Raw genomic sequence first — 17,112 nt, forward strand, 5'->3', positions numbered from 1 at the left:
AAGCACCTCGCGCCCGGTGGGCGGTGCGCGGCGACCGGAGTCCGGACGGACGGGAAAGGCCTGGCGGGAGCGGGTGAGGACGCGGAGAATTTTCTGCACCCGCGACAACTTTAGACAGAGTCCAAGTTAAGATGGCCTCCTGCATCAGCCAGGAGGCCATCCCATGTACGAACCGATTCGCACGCCGTCGGTCCACACCATGGCCGATCCGGCCAGGACCGAGGGACTCCTCCCGCGCCGCTCCCGCGAGGAGGAGCTGGACAACAGGCTCGCCGGCCACCTCACCGCGCTGCTGACCGTGACCGACGAGCTCCGCGCCCACACCCCGGACACGGAGCTGGACGAGGCCGCGCGGCGGCTCGACGCCCAGGTCACCCGGTTGTGCGCGGGGCGCGCCCCGCTGCGGGCCGAGCCGTCCGCCGCCGGGGCCGACGCATCCCGCGTCGCGGCCCTCCACCAGCGGGCCCACACGCTCGCCGGGCAGGCCCTGGTCGTGGCCACCTCCCGCTCGGACGCGGCGGCCGCGACCCTGGCCGCCGAGCGGCTGGAGGCCCACGCCCGGGAACTCGGCCTGGCCGGGGTCGGCTGACCGGCGCCGGCCAGGGGCGGGAAGCCCGCCGAGCCCGCGGGCCCTGTCCCGGCATCCTGTGCCGGGACAGGGCCCGCGGGCTCTCGCGCGGCGGCCCGGCCGGGCGGCTGTCCGGCCGACCGCTCAGCCCAGGCGCTCTACCAGGGCGTGGTACTCGTCCCACATCTCCTTCGGGGTGTGGCCGCCGAAGGTGTTCAGGTGCTCGGGGATGAGGGCGGCCTCCTCGCGCCAGGCCTTCTCGTCCACCTTCAGCAGGAACTCCAGGTCCGCCTCGGGCAGCGCCAGGCCGTCGGTGTCCAGGGCGCTCTTGGCCGGGACGACGCCGATGGGCGTCTCGACACCCTCCGCCTCGCCGTTCAGGCGGCCGACGATCCACTTGAGCACCCGGCTGTTCTCGCCGAAGCCCGGCCACACGAACCGGCCGCCGTCGTCCTTGCGGAACCAGTTGACGTAGTAGATCCTCGGCAGCTTCGCCGGGTCCGCCTTGGCGCCGACCTCCAGCCAGTGGCCCATGTAGTCGCCCATGTTGTAGCCGCAGAACGGCAGCATGGCGAACGGGTCGCGGCGCAGCTCGCCGACCTTTCCCTCGGCCGCGGCGGTCTTCTCCGAGGCCACGTTGGCGCCGAGGAAGACACCGTGCTGCCAGTCGAAGGACTCCGTCACCAGCGGCACCGCGCTGGCGCGGCGTCCGCCGAAGAGGATCGCCGAGATCGGCACGCCCCTGGGGTCCTCCCACTCCGGCGCGATGATCGGGCACTGCGAGGCGGGCACGGTGAAGCGGGCGTTGGGGTGCGCGGCCGGGGTGCCGGAGCCGGGCGTCCAGTCGTCGCCCCGCCAGTCGGTCAGACGGGCCGGGGGCTCCTCCGTCATGCCCTCCCACCACACGTCGCCGTCGTCGGTGAGCGCGACGTTGGTGAAGATCGCGTTGCCCCACAGGGTCTTCATCGCGTTGGCGTTGGTGTGCTCGCCGGTGCCGGGCGCCACGCCGAAGAAGCCGGCCTCGGGGTTGATGGCGTAGAGGCGGCCGTCCTCGCCGAAGCGCATCCAGGCGATGTCGTCGCCGATCGTCTCGACCGTCCAGCCCGGGATCGTCGGCTCCAGCATCGCCAGGTTGGTCTTGCCGCAGGCGCTGGGGAAGGCGGCGGCGACGTACTTCGACTCACCGCGGGGAGGCGTCAGCTTGAGGATCAGCATGTGCTCGGCGAGCCAGCCCTCGTCGCGCGCCATCACCGAGGCGATGCGCAGTGCGTAGCACTTCTTGCCCAGCAGCGCGTTGCCGCCGTAGCCCGAGCCGTAGGACCAGATCTCGCGGGTCTCGGGGAAGTGGGAGATGTACTTGGTGGAGTTGCACGGCCAGGGGACGTCCTCCCGGCCCGGCTCCAGCGGGGCGCCGACGGTGTGGACGGCCCTGACGAACGTCCCGTCCTCGCCCAGCTCCTCCAGGACGGCGCTGCCCATGCGGGTCATCGTCCGCATGGAGACGGCCACGTACGCGGAGTCGGTGATCTCCACGCCCAGCGCGGAGAGGGGGGAACCCAGCGGGCCCATGCAGAAGGGGACGACGTACATCGTCCGGCCGCGCATCGAGCCGCGGAAGACGCCGCCCTCGCCGCCGGCCCCGGTGAAGACCTCGCGCATCTTCGCGGGGTCCATCCAGTGGTTGGTGGGGCCCGCGTCCTCCTCCTTCTCGGAGCAGATGAAGGTGCGGTCCTCCACGCGTGCCACGTCGGAGGGGTCGGAGGCGGCGTAGTAGGAGTTGGGGCGCTTGACCGGGTCGAGCTTGGTGAAGGTGCCCTTCTCGGCCAGCTCCTCGCAGAGCCTGTCGTACTCCGCCTCCGAGCCGTCGCACCAGACGACGCGGTCGGGCTGGGTGAGGGCCGCGATCTCGTCGACCCAGGCGATCAGTTCCTGGTGACGGGTGGGGGTGTTGGTGCCGGGAGCCGCAGTACTGCGCGCCACAATCGCTCCAGATGTCGAGGGTTTTGTGCCGGATACCGCACGTGTATCCGTTTTGTTCATCCGTACTTCAGACTCGGCCCCGTGGGGGCTGCGACCCGGATGCTGCGGCGTTGCTCATCCGGTGCCGACCACGCTCATTTGATACTCCGCCTTTGGAGCGATTCTGTCCAGACGGCCGTATGGTGAGCATGGCCACGCGGCGGTGAAACCTACGGTCACGTAGGTACGATGAGACGTATGACCGCCGCAGTGCCCGAATCCCCAAGGACTCTGCCCGCCGAGGACCGCGACGGCCGTGGGGACCGCGAGGACCACGGGGCCGAGAGGTCCGCTCACCTCGTCCACCCCGTCAAGCCCCGCCTGCGGGGCTGGCTGCACGCCGGGATGTTCCCGGCCGTGCTGATCTCGGGGGTCCTCCTGACCGCCCTGGCGCAGACCCCGCGCGGCCGCCTGGCCTGCGCGGTCTACACACTGACCGCCTGTCTGCTGTTCGGCGTCAGCGCCCTGTACCACCGCGGGAACTGGGGCCCGCGCGCCAACGCGGTGCTCCGCCGCCTCGACCACGCGAACATCTTCCTGATCATCGCGGGCACCTACACGCCCCTGACGATCCTGCTCGTCCCCGGAGGCCGCGGGCAGTTGCTGCTGTGGGGCATCTGGGCCGCCGCCGTCGCGGGCATCGCCTTCCGCGTCTTCTGGGTCGGCGCGCCGCGCTGGCTCTACACCCCCTGCTACATCGCGATGGGCTGGGCCGCGGTGTTCTTCCTGCCCGACTTCCTGCGCGCGGGCGGCGTCGCCGTCCTGGTGTGCGTGATCGTCGGCGGCCTCCTCTACAGCGTGGGCGGCCTCGTCTACGGCATCAAGCGGCCGAACCCCTCACCGCGCTGGTTCGGCTTCCACGAGGTCTTCCACTCCCTCACCCTGGCCGCCTTCGCCGTCCACTACGTGGGGATCTCCCTGGTGGCCTACAACGCCACCTGACGCACGGCCCCGTCCCCCGGCCCCGTCCCCCGGCCGGCCGGGGTCAGCCGCCGCGCCGCACCGAGCGGCCGGCGAGCACATCGGTGCGGCGGCCGTCCTCGACGGCGAACCGGCCGCCGACCAGCACATGCGGGATGCCCAGCGGCGGGGTGCGCGGCGCCTCGAACGTCGCCCCCGCCGCCACCGTCTCCGGATCGAACAGCACCAGGTCGGCGTGGTAGCCCTCGCGCACCAGGCCCCGGTCCGGCAGCCGCAGCCGGGCGGCCGGCCGCCCGGTCAGACGCGTCACGCACTCCTCCAGCGACAGCACGCCCAGCTCGCGCACATAGCGGCCCAGGTAGTGCGGGAAGGTGCCCCACGCCCGCGGATGGGGCCGGCCGCCGACGAGGATCCCGTCGCTGCCGCCGGTGTGGGCGCGGTGCCGCATGATCGCCCGGACGTTCCCCTCGTGCCCGACGTGCTGGAGGACGGTGGTGCCCAGCCGGTCGCCGAGCAGCAGCCGCCGCGCCACCGCGAACGGCTCCTCGCCGCGCTCGGCCGCCGACCGTGCGACCGTGCGGCCCACGTATCCGGCCAGGGCGGGGTCGGTCACCCCGGAGACCTCCACGGTGTCCCAGTCGACCGGCACCCCGTGGCAGCCGTCCGAGCCCTCGGTCTCCATGGCGTACCGGATCCGGGCGCAGGCCGCCGGATCCCGCAGCCGGGCCAGGGCCGCCCCGGGGCCGCCCTCGGCCGCCCAGCTCGGCAGCAGCGCGGCCAGGGTGGTGCAGCCGGGCAGGTAGGGATAGCTGTCCAGCGTCAGGTCCACGCCCTCGTCCAGGGCCGCGTCCAGCAGGGCCAGCAGCTCGGGGGCGCGGCCGGCGTTGACGGGGAAGTTCACGGTGGCGTGCGCCAGGTGCAGGGCGCACCCCGAGGCGCGGGCGACCTCGATCATCTGCGCGTACGCCTCCAGCGCGCCGGCGCCGTAGGAGCGGTGGTGGGGGCAGTGGTAGCCGCCGTAGGACGCCACCACCCGGCACAGCTCAGTCAGCTCGGAGTCGGGGGCGTACATCCCCGGGGTGTAGGTCAGGCCGGAGGACATCCCCACCGCGCCCTGCTCCAGGCCCTCGGCCACCAGGCGCCGCATCCTGTCCAGCTCCTCCCGCGTGGCGGGCCGGTCCTCCCAGCCGGCCACCATCGCCCGCACCGTGCCGTGGGGGACGAGATAGGCGGCGTTGACGGCGGTGCCGCGGTCGAGCCGGTCCAGGTACTCCCCGACGGTCCGCCAGTCGAAGTCGACGTCCGAGCCGTCCCCGTTCCAGCCAGTGATCGCCTGCCGCACCCGCGCCAGGGTGCGGTCGTCCACCGGCGCGTACGACAGGCCGTCCTGCCCGAGCACCTCCAGCGTCACGCCCTGGGCCACCTTGGCGACGTGGGCGGGATCGCGCAGCAGCGCCAGGTCGCTGTGGGCGTGCATGTCGATGAAGCCGGGCGCGAGGACGAGACCGTCCGCCTCCAGCACGCGCCGTGCGCCGGGGCGCGGTCCGGGATCCCCCTCGTGGTGGACCACGGCGATCCGGCCGCCGTCGACGCCGACGTCGGCCCGGCGGGCGGGGGCTGGGGTGCCGTCGGCGACGCGTGCGCCGCGCAGGACGAGTTCCACGGCGGACTCCGGTTCTCGGGTTCTCGGGTGGTAGGCGGGGCTGGGCGGGAGAGGGGGTCAGAAGAACGTGCGGACGAAGTCGGTGATGGTGCCGTCGGTCTCGGCGACCGGGATGAGCTGCCACCGGTCGAAGACCGTGCACGGATGCGACAGGCCCAGCGCCACCCAGTCGCCCACCTCAGGCTCCGCACCCGGCGCGAGGCGGAGGAACGCGTGCTGGTCGGCCAGTTTCACCACCTCCATCCCCTCCGCGGCCCGCTCGGCGCCGCCGGCGGTGCGGACGGCCACCGGCTGGGGCAGGCCCAGGTCGTAGGAGGCGTCGCGCTTGCCCGCGTTGAGGAACGCCAGATGCGGCTCGGGCCGGGAGACCACCTGCGCCCACAGCCGGAACGCCGGCAGCAGCGAGCCCTGCCCGGGGACGCGGTTGAACGGGGTCGCGCGGCGGTAGTGGCCGTCGTCGTGCGAGACGTACGCGCCCGAGCGCAGCAGCTTCAGCACCGGGCGCGACAGCCTGGGAACGCGCCCGAAGGCCTCGGCCACCACGTCGAACCAGGCGCTGCCGCCCGCACTCACCACGATCTCCTCGTCCGGTCCCAGGGCGGCGAAGTGGCCCGCCGCGTCCAGGGCGGCGGCCAGCGCGACCAGGTCCTCCAGCCAGGCCCGCACCCGCGCGGCGTCGGCATCCGGGACCTCGCCCTCGTAACCGGCGACACCGACCAGCCGCAGCGAGGCCGCCCGGGCCACCGCCCGCGCCACCCGTGCCGCCTCGTCGGCGGTGCGCACACCGGTACGGCCGCCCGCCACGCCCGACTCGACGACGACGTCGAGGGGGCGGGCGGCGGGGAAGGCGTCGCGGACCGGGGCCAGGGCGGCGTCCATCAGCTCCACGCCGCGCACCGAGTCCACGTAGCAGACGATCACCGCCTCCGGGTCCGCCGCGAGCTCACCGGCGATCCAGCGCAGCGCGGCGGCGTCCACCACCTCGTTGGCCAGGAAGACCCGGCGCACCCCGAAGGCCCGGCAGACGCGCGCCTGGGAGGGCACCGCGACCGTGATGCCCCAGGCGCCGTGGTCGAGCTGGCGCCGGAACAGCTGCGGGGACATCGAGGTCTTGCCGTGCGGGGCGAAGGCGAGGCCGTGCCGGTCGGCGAAGGCGCCCAGCTGCCGCAGGTTGTGCTCCAGCGCCCCGGCGGCCAGCGTCAGCACCGGGGTGGTGAAGCCGCCGGTGAACAGCGGGCGCCGCTGGGCCGCCAGTTCGCCCACCGTCAGTCCGGCCGCGTCCGGGGGCAGCCCCTTGAAGCGGTGGTCGACGACCTCGTCGGCGAGACGGGCGACGGGGTCCGCGGGTCCGGGCCCGCCGGTGTGCCGGGGATGCCCGGGCCGCCGGGGGCGCTCGGTGTGATCGGCGTGATCGGGGTGCTCGGCGGCCATGGTGAACTCCGGACTCCGGGACGTACCCCGGGAGAATGATTGCGATATGTGCAACGTTTATTGCGCATAGTGCTCGTTGCTGTCTAGCATCCCCGCGAACGCCCGGTCAACGGACGGCCGGGAGGGAAGCGGGGGAGGAGAGGGCGACCGTGACAGTGCCTCCCGTGACCTCCCCACCCGCCGGGGCCCCCTTCGACGTGGTCTGCCTGGGGGAGAGCATGGCGGCCTTCCGGCCCGCCGGTCCCGGCAGGCTCGCCGACTCCCCGGTCTTCGTCCGAGGCGTCGGCGGCGCCGAGTCCAACACCGCCTGCCTGCTCGCCCGCGCCGGCCACCGGGTCCGCTGGATCGGGCACGTGGGCACGGACGGCTTCGGCGACCACGTACTGGCCGAGATCGCCGCCCACGGCGTGGACGTCTCCGCGGTGCGCCGTGACCCCGACCGCCCCACCGGCGTCTACTTCCGCACCGGCGGCGAGCGCTCCACCACCGGCGAGCGGCCCGCCGACCCGGCCCTGGCCGAGGTGCTCTACCACCGCGCCGGATCGGCCGCCTCCGCGATGTCCCCGGACACCGTCGACCGCGCCGCCGCCGAATCCGGCCGGATCCTCCACCTCAGCGGCATCACGGCGGCCCTGTCCGACGGCTGCCGGGAGCTGCTGTACGAACTGACCGAGCCCCGCCCCGGGCGGCCGCTGCTGTCCTTCGACGTCAACTACCGGGTGGGGCTGTGGAAGAGGCGGGATCCGGCCGTCCTGCTCGACCTCGCCCGCCGCTGCGACCTGGTCTTCACCGGCGCGGACGAGGCGCGGGCCGCCTGGGGCGCGGCCGGCCCCGCCGCCCTGCGCGAACTGCTGCCGGAGCCGTCCGTGCTCGTGGTCAAGGACGGCGGACGGGGCGCGACGGCCCACACGGCGACGGGCACCTACCAGGTGCCCGCCCTGTCCGTGGAGACGGCCGACCCCGTCGGCGCCGGGGACGCCTTCGCCGCCGGATTCCTCTCGGCCACCCTGCGCGGACTGCCCCCGCGGGCACGGCTGCGGCACGGCCATCTGGCCGCCGCCGCCGCGCTCACCTGCCCGGGCGACCTCGCCGAGCCGCCCGGCCGGGCCCTGGCCGACCGGCTGGCCGCGCTCGACGACGACGCCTGGGGCAGACTGCGGCTCACCCCCGGCTGGACCACACGGAAGGCATGAGACAGATGAGCCAGACCGTCGACCGGGCGCTGAGCATCCTCCCCCTGCTCGCGCGCGGGCCCGCGGGCCTCGAACAGGTCGCCCGGCACCTGGACGTCCACAAGTCCACCGCCCTGCGGCTGCTGCGCACCCTGCACGAGCACGGCATGGTCCACCGCCAGGCCGACCAGCGCTACCGCCTGGGGGCGCGGCTGATCGCGCTGGCCCAGGAGGCCGTGGAGAACATCGACGTGCGCGCCGTCGCCCACCCGTACCTGGCCGAGCTGAACGATGCGTGCGGGCACACCGTCCACCTGGCGGTTCGGCAGGAGGACGAGGTCCTCTACATCGACAAGGTCGAGAGCCGCTACCCGGTGCGGATGTACTCGCGCATCGGCAGACCGGTGGCGGTCACCGTCGCCGCGGTCGCCAAGGTCATCCTCGCCGATCTGCCCGAGGCCGAGCGGCGCGCGCTCGCCGAACGCCTGGACTACCCCCGCCACACCCCCCGCTCCACACCCGGACCGGACGCCTTCCTGAAGGAGCTGGCCCGGGTGCGCGAGCAGGGCTGGGCCACCGACCTCGGCGGCCACGAGGAGACGGTCAACTGCGTCGCCGCCCCCGTGCGCGGCGCGGACGGCCGGGTCGCCGCCGCGCTGTCGGTCTCCGCGCCCGCCGCCGTCGCGGGCTCGGACGAGCTCATGCGCCTGCTTCCCCTGGTGCGGCGTACGGCCGACGCCGTCAGCGCCGAGTACTCGGGCAGGCCGCCCGCCCCCTGAGCTCCGCGGAACCCCGCGAAGTCAGCCCCACCGGAAGGAAGACCGTGAGCGACACCCCCGCGAAGACCCCTGCCGACGCCCCTGCCGACGCCCTGTCCGCCGCCCCGGCCGGCACCTCTGCCAAGACCGCGTTCACCCCGCCGTCCCACACCGCCCCGCCCGCCCGCTTCTCGCACGGCGTGCGCAAGGGGAACATCCTCCAGGTGGCCGGACAGGTCGGCTTCCTGCCCGCCGTCCCCGGGCAGCCGCCCGCCCCCGCGGGGCCGTCCCTGCGCGAGCAGACCCTCCAGACCCTCGCCAACGTGGAGGCGGTCCTGAGAGAGGGCGGGGCGAGCTGGGAGGACGTGGTGATGGTCCGCGTCTACCTCACCGACACCGGCCACTTCGCCGAGTTCAACGAGATCTACGACGAGTACCTCGCCGGTACGGCGGGGCTGACCGGCCCGCCGTCGGCGCGGACGACCGTCTACGTCGGTCTGCCCGCCGGTCTGCTGGTCGAGATCGACGCCATGGCCGTCCTGGACTGACGCGCGGGCGCCTCCGGGGGCCCGCCCGTGCGCCCATGCGCCCGCGCGTACCGGTACGCCCTCTTGTGCCGTCCGGCGGCGCGCTGTTGTATGCGCCACGCCGGTTGCGGGGACGAGAACGGAGGGCGCACATGGCCAGTACGGGTGAGAAGGGCGCGGCGGACGGAGCGGACGGCACGGGCGGGACGGAACGGCCCGGGAGCGGGACGGAGGCCGTCGCGGAGACCGCCGCGGCCCCGGCCGAACGGAAGGCGAGCTGGCGGCTGGTCGGCCCCGGCATCGTGGTGGCCGCCACCGGCGTCGGAGCCGGAGACCTGGTGGCCACCCTCGTCGCCGGCAGCAGGTTCGGCTACACCCTGCTGTGGGCGGCCGTCGTCGGCTGCCTGGTGAAGATCGCGCTGGCGGAGGCGACCGGCCGCTGGCACCTGGCCACCGGCCGGACGATCTTCGACGGCTGGCGCAGCCTGGGCGCGTGGACCACCGTCTACTTCGCGGTCTACGTCACGGTCTGGGGTTTCGTCTACGGCGCCGCCGCCATGTCCTCCAGCGCGCTGCCGCTGGTCGCGCTCTTCCCCGGGCTCCTGGAACTGAAGACGTGGGCGATCCTGTGCGGGCTGGCGGGCCTGGCGTTCGTCTGGTTCAACCGCTACGCGATCGTCGAGAAGATCATGATGGTCTTCGTCGGCGTGATGTTCGTGGTCGTCCTCTACGTGGCGGTCCGCGTCACCCCGCACCTCGGCGACGCCGTGGCCGGACTGCTTCCCGTGCTGCCGGACGGCTCGCTGCTGTACACCCTCGGCCTGGTCGGCGGCGTCGGCGGGACGATCACCATGGCCGCGTACGGCTACTGGGTCAACGCCAAGGGGTGGACCGACAGCGGCTGGATGCGGATGATGCGCCTGGACAACCGGGTCGCGTACCTGACCACCGGCGTCTTCGTGGTGGCGATGCTGATCGTCGGCGCCGAACTGCTGCACGCCGCCGGCACCGCCGTCGGCTCCGGCGACCAGGGGCTGCTGGACCTGGGCCGGATCCTGGAGGAGCGCTTCGGGGCCGTCACCGCCAAGCTCTTCCTGATCGGCTTCCTCGCCGCCTCCTTCTCCTCCCTCGTGGGCGTCTGGCACGGCGTCAGCCTGCTGTTCGCCGACTTCGTGGAGCGTACGCGCGCGGCACGGGCGCAGGGCACCGGCGGCGAGCCCCCCGTTCTGGAGGTCGCGCGCGGGCAGCGCGAGCGCTCCGGGCCGTTCCGCGGATACCTGCTGTGGCTGACGTTCCCGCCGATGGGCCTGCTGTGGCTGGACAAGCCCTTCGGGCTGGTCATCGCCTACGGCGTGCTGGGCGCCTTCTTCATGCCCTTCCTCGCCGGGACGCTGCTGTGGCTGCTCAACTCCGGCCGGACGCCGAGCCGGTGGCGCAACGGGCCGCTGAGCAACACGATGCTGGCGGTCGCCGGGCTGATCTTCGTCGTGCTGTGCGTCCAGCAGGTGCGCGAACTGCCCTGGTGACCGCGTCCGCCGGGCGTCCGTGCGGGAACGGCACGAGGACGACGGTACGGGGCCCGCTCCGCGTCCGCCGCGGAGCGGGCCCCTTCCTCTTCCCCGCCGTGCCGTTGTTCCGCCGCCGGTGCTACGGCAGCGCGTGGACGTGCGGGCCGACGGTGTCCGACCACCGGTTGCCGTTGAGCGCGTCCCAGTTGGTGGACCAGGTCATGGCCCCGCGGATGCCCGGGTAGGTCCGCGCGGGCTTGAACGAGCCGCAGTTCGTCCCCCTGGCCAGGCAGTCCAGGGCGGCGTTCACCACGGAGGGGTCCACGTAGCCGGAGCCCGCTCCGCGTGTGGACGCGGGGGTGCCCAGGCCGACCTGGGAGGGGTCGAGACCGCCTTCGAGCTGGATGCAGGCGAGCGCGGTGAGGAAGTCCACCGAGCCCTGCGAGTACACCTTGTTGTCGCAGCCCATCATCGAACCGCTGTTGTAGTAGTGCATGTTGACGACCGTGAGGATGTCCTTCACGTTCAGCGCCAGCTTGAAGTACTCGGTGGACGTGGACTGCATGTCGATGGTCTGCGGGGCCATCGTGAGGACCATGGAGGGCCCGGCCTTCGCCGACAGCGAGCGCAGGGCCTGCGTCAGCCAGGTGGAGTTGATGCCGTGCTCCAGGTCGATGTCCACACCGTCGAAGCCGTACTCCCGCATCAGCCGGTGGGCGCTGTCGGCGAAGCGCGCGGCGGAGGCGGAGTCGTTGACGATGACATTGCCCTTCTCGCCGCCCACCGAGAGGATCACCTTCCTGCCCTCCGCCTGCTTGGCGGCGATGTCGTCCTTGAACTCCTGGACGGAGGAGTAGCCGAGCGCCGGGTCGAGGTTGAAGGTGATCTCACCGGCGCTGGCCGTGGAGTCGGCGAAGGAGACGGCGATGATGTCGTACTGGTCCTGCACCTCGCGCAGCTTCTGCACCCGCGCGCCGTTGTCGAAGTTCTGCCAGTAGCCGGTCAGGGCGTGCTCGGGGACGCCGGTGTCGGGTGCGCCGCCGTCGTCGCCCCTGGGACGGGTGGTGGCGGTGACGGGGGCGGACTTGGCCGACTCGCCCGCGCCGTTGACGGCGCTGACGCGGAACTCGTAGGAGGTGGCGGCCGCCAGTCCGGTGACGGTGGCCGAGGTGCCCTGCGTCGACAGTGCCCTGGCCCCGTCCCGGTAGACGGTGTAGCCGGTGGCGCCGTCGACGGCGTTCCAGTTCAGGGTGACCGAGGAGGAGGTGGCCGCGCCGACGGTCGGTGCGCCGGGCGCGGCCGGGGGCTCGGGGTCGGGCTCGCCCGGATCGCCGCCGGGGCCGGTGAGGAGCACGTCGTCCACGTGGTAGGCGCTCTGGCCGTACCAGCCGTGGGTGTGGACGGTGACCGAGGTGGTGTCCGGGCCGGTGGTGAAGGAGGTGCGCAGCTGCTGCCAGCCGGAGGTGCCGGGGGTCCAGGTGGAGACGTCGGTGGTGCCGGTGCCGGACGCGCCGAGGTAGACGTACGAGCCCTGCACCCAGGCGCTCAGCTGGTACTGGGAGTCCGGCTGCACGGCGACGGTCTGGGTGCACTTGGCGTTGTCGCCGCCGGCAGGGGCGGCCTTCAGCGCCGCCGTGCCGCCGTGGACGGGGGAGGAGACGGTCGTGCCGCTGCCGGCGGAGCAGGTCCAGCCGCTCAGGCCGGACTCGAAGCCGGCGTTTCGCACCAGATTCGGCTCGGCGGCCCCGGCACTGCCCGAGAGCCCGCCGAACGCCACCGCGCCGAGGGCGACCGCCCCGGCGCCGAGGACCGCGGTGATCCTGGTGCGGGCGCGCGCGGTACGGCGCGCGCCGGGCGCCGCGTCTCTCCCGCCATCCGTGGTGTCTGTTCGCGTCCTGCGTTCCACTGCTGCCTCCGTGCGTAGGGGGTGAGCGCGCGTGGGGGAGACGGTGGCCACCGTGCTGAGCCGGAAGAATGGTTCAGACCAATGAGGATGTCAAGGGGGACGGCACTCAGGGCGGGAGAGGGTCTCCGGGCGAGCGGCCCGGGAAGCCGGCCCGGCGTGAACTTTGGGCCCCGGGTGGGTCCTTGGGCCCATGAAGTCCACCGTGACGAGTGCATAAGTTGTGCCCGGCATATCGAAGGACGATCAGAGGGGCGCCACGGATGCGTGGGACAAGGGGGCCGTCGTGGGCCGGTGAGGCACACGGGCGGACGACACGTGGGAGCGCAGGAGGCTTCGCACTCGTGCGCGCCTGGTCCGTCGGGTTCGTGGTGCTGCTGATCACCGAGTATCTGCAGGTCACCTATCTCTACGAGGCCTTCGCCACCACCGAGCGCCTCGAGCCCTTCGGCGGCCGGCTGCTGCTGGTGCACCTGCCGAACGCGGTGTGCATCGCGCTCGCCGCATGGGCGGCAGGGAGAGTGCACCGGGAGCCTTTCCGGCACTCCCCCGTACGGCACGCCCTCGCGGTCTTCACGATCCCGGTCTTCGCGCAGGTGATCACCGTCGTCCTGCACTGGGACCGGGCTTCGGCGGAGGGCCTTCTGATGTCCTGTGCCGTCATGGTGGTCGGCGCCTTCACCGGTTACGTCGCCGACCGGCTGCAGGAGGGGGAGCGATGAGGGGGAGACAGGCCGGCGAGGCGGCCGGAAGAGGAGCGGGGAGCGGTCGCAGGGCGGTCGCGGCCGACACGGGCGCTACGACCCTGGAGTACGTCGGTGCGGTGCTGCTCGCCGCGGCCGTCGTTCTGGCACTGGTCGCGACCGGAGTCGCCGGTTCCGTAGGGGACAGGTTCCGCTGCTCCATCATGTCCGTCTGGGGCGGCGGGAGCTGTTCCTCCGGTGACGAGGGGGCGGAGAAACCGGCGAGCGACGCCGACTACGAGCCCCCGCTGTGCGCCATCTCGACCGTCACCGACAAGGCCGGCAGCAAGGCGAAGATCGGCTGGTTCGAGTGGGGCAACGAGTACGGCTTCCAGGACAGGGTCCACCGGGCGAACTACGACGTCAACGGGGACGGGAAGATCGACGAGAGCGACCAGCTGATCTACACCACCTTCACCGACTCCGCCTCGGCCGGCGTCACGATCGGCGCGGGCGGCGAGATCGAGGGGCTGGGTGAGGGGCAGGTCGACCTCGGGGCCGGAGTCAAGGTCAACAACGGCGACACCTGGGTGTTCAAGAGCCGGGAGGAGGCCGAGGCGTTCCGCGAGGACCTCGAGGACCTGAAGATGTACGAGATGCGGCGCACCTCCCCAGGCGGGTCGCAGGCGGCCATGGGTGACAGCATCCTGGCGCTCTTCGGCAAGGGGCCGCTGGTCGAGGAGCAGAAGCTCCGCGACCGGATCGAGGAGAAGCTCGGCGACCGGCACATCAGCCACGGCTCCATCGGTTCGTACGGCGAGGTCAACGGCGGCCTGTCGCTCGACGCCGGCTCCAGCGGCCGGCTCTCGGCCAAGCTCGGCGGCAGCGCGAGGGTCAGCAGCGATGTGCTCTTCACCAAGGACGACTACCGGGGCACCGAGTCCTACACCTACTCCGTGAAGGCGGAGGGCGAGTGGGGCACCGGCGTCGCAGCGGGCGGATACGAGAAGGGCCAGCACAAGCAGGCCAACCGCTCCGCGACGGTGACCATCACCCGGGACCAGGAGACCGGCGAACTCGTCCGCATCGACTTCACCCAGACCACCGAGACCGGGGCCAGCGGCACGAGCGAGGGCGCGGACGCGGACAACGGCAAGAAGGGCAAGGACGCCCGCGGCGGCAGCGTCGGGAGCACCGACAACTCGGGTGCCAGCGACATCGAGGTCCACACCAACACCCTGACCTTCCCGAAGGGGGAGAAGGGCGACGCCGACCGGGCCGTCGCGCAGGCATGGCTGGACGGCGACGGTGACGGCAACGCGCCCCTGGAGTACATGCTGTCGAACAACGCGCCGACCTCCAGGCCCGGCTCGGACGACCCCTTCGGGCAGCTTCTGTTCGACAAGGGGAAGTCCAGCAGGACCACGTACGATGGCATGGCCGACGCGCAGGAGTACGGATTCGAGCTGAACCTGGGGCTGTCCGTGGGCCTCTCCGTCTCCATGGAGAACAAGGCCGAGACGCTGGCGGACGCCGAGTTCCTGGGCGCGCCCCGGGGCGACAGGCGCGAGTACGTGCCGTACAGCTACTGCGCGCAGTGAGGACGGGCGGGGCGATGCAAGAGCGGTTCGCGACCAGTGAGGAAACCCGGGGATGAGCTGGAGGTCGAGGCGCGGTCTGTGCACGGCGGCGGTCGGTCTGGCCGGTGCGCTGCTGACCGGCTGCGGTGGCGGTGGCGGTGGTGAGGCGGCCGAGGTTCCCGAGGGCTGGGGCACACTGAGGACCGAGCGGCTGACCGTCGCCTATCCGGAGGGGTTCGAGGAGACGGCCTCGCGGGACGGCGGTCCGTACGAGGTGGCCCGGGCCGCTCTGACCGAGAAGGGGCGCATGACGGCCTCGATGACGGTCGAGTTCGACTTCGGGAAGGGGCTGAACGACGCGGACATGGCCGCGGGCGGAGCCAAGGCCCGCATCCAGCTGGGAGCGACCCCGGTGAAGACCACCGAGATCGAGGTGGCCGGCCCCGGGGGACGGGAGGAGGCCCGCCGCATCGACTACTCCTTCACCTTCCGGGGCGAGGAGGGCGGGCCGCCCGAGGGCACCGAGATGGACGGGGTGATGCTGGCCGGAGTGGACACCGAGCAGCGGCCCTACCTGATCACGGTGAACTCCATCAAGGGGACCCTGTCCGAGCGGGATGTCGCGGACATCGCCGGCAGCGTCGAGCTGAAGTAGGCGTCCGGGAGGGGGCGGGATGGAGGCGGTCTTCCTGATCGCCGGTACGGCGGCGGCGGCCGTGTGCCTGCTGTGCCTGCGCAGGATCGCGGTGGTGCTGTGGCTGGTGGCGCGCGGGGAGCGGGCCCGGGGGTGGTGCGCGCGGCGCCGGATGGCCGCGTGGGGAGCGGGCACGGACGGTGTCCGCGGCCACCGTCCGGAGTTCTTCTTCGCCTTCCGGACCCCGGACGGGGACACGGTGGAGTTCAGGGACCGGCCGGGCGCCCTCGGGTACGAGGAGGGCGCGCCGGTCGGGGTCCACTACGATCCGGCCCGCCCCCGCCGGGCGACCGTCGCAGGCGGCGGCACCTGGGGGCCGTTGTACGTACCGGCCCTGGTCGCCGCGCCCACCGGGTTTCTCGCCGTGGTGCTCCTGCGCGCCCTGGCACTCCACAACGGCCTCGGATGAGAGGGGCGATCACATGACGGTTCCGGAGATCCTCGACTTCCTGCCGCCCTCGCGGTTCGACGACGAACTCAGCCCAGGCCTCTTCGGCCTCTTCGTCCTCGTCCTGCTTCTCATATGCCTTCGGCGGGGCGTTCGCGCGGCACGGGAGGGCAGGGCCTTCACGCTGGTGCTCTGGGCCGTCGTCGCCGCGGCCGCGGCGACCGCGGGGGCGTACGCCTACGAACTCCTCTGAAAGAGCGGGACTTCCCGGCACGGGGGTATCGCATTCAGGGAGCGGGGGGCCGGGGCGCAACGGTGTTCTCCATTGTGCGGGGCGTCGATAAGATGAGAGCGCGATTGGGCTGCACAGTTGACAACCTGCGGTTACAGGAGATTGCGGCCGAAGCGAACGGGGATCTTGAAGTGTCGACAGCGATCGCGGTCACCAGTGCCGATCTGGTACTCCCGCCGACGGATCAGCAGACGCCCACCGCGGCGCTTCTCCGGTCGCCGGACAGTCAGTCGCTGGAGGAGGCCGTCACCGACATGCGGCTTCTGCTGGAGCAGCGGGGATATGTCGTGGCCGTCTGCTCCACAGGGCTCCGGCCGGCCTTCGAGCAGCGGCTGCGCACCGTTCGCTCGATCCTGGAGAGCGACAGGATCGCCCTCCTGCAGTCGGACCTTCCCCCGCTCGGTCTGGCCGTACTCGTCCGCCAGCTGAGGCAGTTGTCCGTCTGCGGCTTCAGCGCGGGCGTCGTCGCGTCGGCGGCCCGCCTGCTCTCCCACTACGTCCACGCCGGTGCGATGCTCAACTCGGTCGCCAGGCTCGACCGGGTTCCGGTGAGCCTGAGGACGCATGCGAAGTCATGGGTGCCGGGATCGCAGTTCGGGGTGGTCGCCGCTCCCGAGGCGCAGTTGATCAAGATCGGCGGCGGTTCCCTGACCGGGCCGCCCTTCGCCACGCATCTCCTGGTCGCCAGGGGACAGCTGCAGTCCGACTGGGTCACCGGCACACTCGCCCCCGAGTGGAAGGCCCAGGCCGTCCACGAAGCCGGGCTGCCCGCCGACTCCCCTCGCTGGTGGGGCACCGGCAAACTGATCGAGTTCGCGGCCTACCTCCCCGACATCTCGATCCTCTATCAGCTTGTCTCGTCCGTGCGGCGCGAGAAGTGCCACTGGTGTGCAATGGAGTTCATAGGCGACCGCTGCGGCTTCTGCACCGCCCCGCTTCTGTCGCACGAGAACCAGAACCAGGCTTCCGGTGTCATGAACCAGGGGCCTTCCTGACACATGCGAG

Annotated in this window: 16 protein-coding genes; 12 read left to right on the top strand and 4 right to left on the bottom strand. The window is 72.5% G+C overall.

The window, feature by feature from the left end; genetic code table 11:
• The first annotated feature begins 163 nt into the window (after positions 1 to 163).
• Positions 164 to 589 carry an SCO4983 family protein gene (locus tag IQ279_RS12420; RefSeq protein WP_206348476.1) on the top strand — a complete coding sequence of 142 codons (426 nt, stop codon included), beginning with the start codon at positions 164 to 166 and terminating at the stop codon, positions 587 to 589.
• A 123-nt stretch (positions 590 to 712) separates the two neighbouring features.
• Here the strand turns inward: IQ279_RS12420 and IQ279_RS12425 are convergent, their stop codons facing one another.
• The gene (locus IQ279_RS12425) at positions 713 to 2,548 is read right to left on the bottom strand and encodes a phosphoenolpyruvate carboxykinase (GTP) (RefSeq protein ID WP_206348477.1); all 1,836 of its coding nucleotides are present in this window, start codon (positions 2,546 to 2,548) and stop codon (positions 713 to 715) included.
• Between the two features lie 237 nt (positions 2,549 to 2,785).
• On the opposite strand from IQ279_RS12425, the gene trhA reads away from it, so the two are divergent.
• A complete protein-coding gene (gene trhA, locus IQ279_RS12430; RefSeq protein WP_206348478.1) occupies positions 2,786 to 3,529 on the top strand; it encodes a PAQR family membrane homeostasis protein TrhA in 744 nt (247 codons plus the stop codon).
• Between the two features lie 43 nt (positions 3,530 to 3,572).
• Here trhA and IQ279_RS12435 read toward each other — a convergent pair whose 3' ends face one another.
• Together IQ279_RS12435 and IQ279_RS12440 are read right to left on the bottom strand one after the other, a co-directional pair.
• The gene (locus IQ279_RS12435; RefSeq protein ID WP_206348479.1) at positions 3,573 to 5,171 is read right to left on the bottom strand and encodes an N-acyl-D-amino-acid deacylase family protein; all 1,599 of its coding nucleotides are present in this window, start codon (positions 5,169 to 5,171) and stop codon (positions 3,573 to 3,575) included.
• 57 nt (positions 5,172 to 5,228) lie between these two features.
• A complete protein-coding gene (locus IQ279_RS12440; protein ID WP_206348480.1) occupies positions 5,229 to 6,602 on the bottom strand; it encodes an amino acid deaminase in 1,374 nt (457 codons plus the stop codon).
• A gap of 218 nt (positions 6,603 to 6,820) precedes the next feature.
• Between IQ279_RS12440 and IQ279_RS12445 the strand changes: the two genes are divergently transcribed.
• The 4 genes from IQ279_RS12445 to IQ279_RS12460 all read left to right on the top strand — a co-directional run bounded on the left by IQ279_RS12445 (position 6,821) and on the right by IQ279_RS12460 (position 10,585).
• Positions 6,821 to 7,795 carry a sugar kinase gene (locus IQ279_RS12445; protein ID WP_241028029.1) on the top strand — a complete coding sequence of 325 codons (975 nt, stop codon included), beginning with the start codon at positions 6,821 to 6,823 and terminating at the stop codon, positions 7,793 to 7,795.
• A gap of 5 nt (positions 7,796 to 7,800) precedes the next feature.
• Positions 7,801 to 8,553: an IclR family transcriptional regulator gene (locus IQ279_RS12450; RefSeq protein ID WP_206348715.1), complete on the top strand. Its 753-nt coding sequence runs from the start codon at positions 7,801 to 7,803 to the stop codon at positions 8,551 to 8,553.
• 92 nt (positions 8,554 to 8,645) lie between these two features.
• Positions 8,646 to 9,080: a RidA family protein gene (locus IQ279_RS12455; RefSeq protein ID WP_206348716.1), complete on the top strand. Its 435-nt coding sequence runs from the start codon at positions 8,646 to 8,648 to the stop codon at positions 9,078 to 9,080.
• A 131-nt stretch (positions 9,081 to 9,211) separates the two neighbouring features.
• A complete protein-coding gene (locus tag IQ279_RS12460) occupies positions 9,212 to 10,585 on the top strand; it encodes an Nramp family divalent metal transporter (RefSeq protein WP_206348482.1) in 1,374 nt (457 codons plus the stop codon).
• A gap of 121 nt (positions 10,586 to 10,706) precedes the next feature.
• On the opposite strand, the gene IQ279_RS12465 is transcribed toward IQ279_RS12460, so the two are convergent.
• Positions 10,707 to 12,386 carry a chitinase gene (locus IQ279_RS12465; protein ID WP_206348717.1) on the bottom strand — a complete coding sequence of 560 codons (1,680 nt, stop codon included), beginning with the start codon at positions 12,384 to 12,386 and terminating at the stop codon, positions 10,707 to 10,709.
• Positions 12,387 to 12,814: 428 nt separating this feature from the next.
• Here IQ279_RS12465 and IQ279_RS12470 point away from each other — a divergent pair, with 428 nt between their 5' ends.
• The 6 genes from IQ279_RS12470 to IQ279_RS12495 all read left to right on the top strand — a co-directional run bounded on the left by IQ279_RS12470 (position 12,815) and on the right by IQ279_RS12495 (position 17,102).
• The gene (locus tag IQ279_RS12470) at positions 12,815 to 13,192 is read left to right on the top strand and encodes a hypothetical protein (RefSeq protein WP_206348483.1); all 378 of its coding nucleotides are present in this window, start codon (positions 12,815 to 12,817) and stop codon (positions 13,190 to 13,192) included.
• On the top strand, positions 13,189 to 14,754 hold the full coding sequence (locus tag IQ279_RS12475; RefSeq protein ID WP_206348484.1) for a hypothetical protein: 1,566 nt from the start codon (positions 13,189 to 13,191) through the stop codon (positions 14,752 to 14,754). The genes IQ279_RS12470 and IQ279_RS12475 overlap by 4 nt, the downstream gene beginning before the upstream one ends.
• Positions 14,755 to 14,806: 52 nt before the next feature.
• Entirely contained in the window at positions 14,807 to 15,388 is a 582-nt protein-coding gene (locus tag IQ279_RS12480; protein WP_206348485.1) for a hypothetical protein, read from the top strand.
• A 19-nt stretch (positions 15,389 to 15,407) separates the two neighbouring features.
• On the top strand, positions 15,408 to 15,836 hold the full coding sequence (locus IQ279_RS12485) for a DUF3592 domain-containing protein (RefSeq protein WP_206348486.1): 429 nt from the start codon (positions 15,408 to 15,410) through the stop codon (positions 15,834 to 15,836).
• 13 nt (positions 15,837 to 15,849) lie between these two features.
• The gene (locus IQ279_RS12490; RefSeq protein ID WP_206348487.1) at positions 15,850 to 16,068 is read left to right on the top strand and encodes a hypothetical protein; all 219 of its coding nucleotides are present in this window, start codon (positions 15,850 to 15,852) and stop codon (positions 16,066 to 16,068) included.
• A gap of 170 nt (positions 16,069 to 16,238) precedes the next feature.
• Positions 16,239 to 17,102, top strand: a complete 864-nt coding sequence (locus tag IQ279_RS12495; RefSeq protein ID WP_206348488.1) for a hypothetical protein — start codon at positions 16,239 to 16,241, stop codon at positions 17,100 to 17,102.
• Positions 17,103 to 17,112 lie beyond the last annotated feature (10 nt).

The organism is Streptomyces verrucosisporus, from assembly GCF_017114865.1.
GTDB lineage: Bacteria > Actinomycetota > Actinomycetes > Streptomycetales > Streptomycetaceae > Streptomyces > Streptomyces fenghuangensis.

Bases quoted from the DNA above. Each gene is read 5' to 3' on its own strand.
- IQ279_RS12420 (WP_206348476.1), top strand. From the start codon at position 164: ATGTACGAACCGATTCGCACGCCGTCGGTCCACACCATGGCCGATCCG.
- IQ279_RS12475 (WP_206348484.1), top strand. From the start codon at position 13,189: ATGAGGGGGAGACAGGCCGGCGAGGCGGCCGGAAGAGGAGCGGGGAGC.
- IQ279_RS12450 (WP_206348715.1), top strand. From the start codon at position 7,801: ATGAGCCAGACCGTCGACCGGGCGCTGAGCATCCTCCCCCTGCTCGCG.
- IQ279_RS12480 (WP_206348485.1), top strand. From the start codon at position 14,807: ATGAGCTGGAGGTCGAGGCGCGGTCTGTGCACGGCGGCGGTCGGTCTG.
- IQ279_RS12460 (WP_206348482.1), top strand. From the start codon at position 9,212: ATGGCCAGTACGGGTGAGAAGGGCGCGGCGGACGGAGCGGACGGCACG.
- trhA (WP_206348478.1), top strand. From the start codon at position 2,786: ATGACCGCCGCAGTGCCCGAATCCCCAAGGACTCTGCCCGCCGAGGAC.
- IQ279_RS12440 (WP_206348480.1), bottom strand. From the start codon at position 6,602: ATGGCCGCCGAGCACCCCGATCACGCCGATCACACCGAGCGCCCCCGG.
- IQ279_RS12445 (WP_241028029.1), top strand. From the start codon at position 6,821: ATGGCGGCCTTCCGGCCCGCCGGTCCCGGCAGGCTCGCCGACTCCCCG.
- IQ279_RS12490 (WP_206348487.1), top strand. From the start codon at position 15,850: ATGACGGTTCCGGAGATCCTCGACTTCCTGCCGCCCTCGCGGTTCGAC.
- IQ279_RS12485 (WP_206348486.1), top strand. From the start codon at position 15,408: ATGGAGGCGGTCTTCCTGATCGCCGGTACGGCGGCGGCGGCCGTGTGC.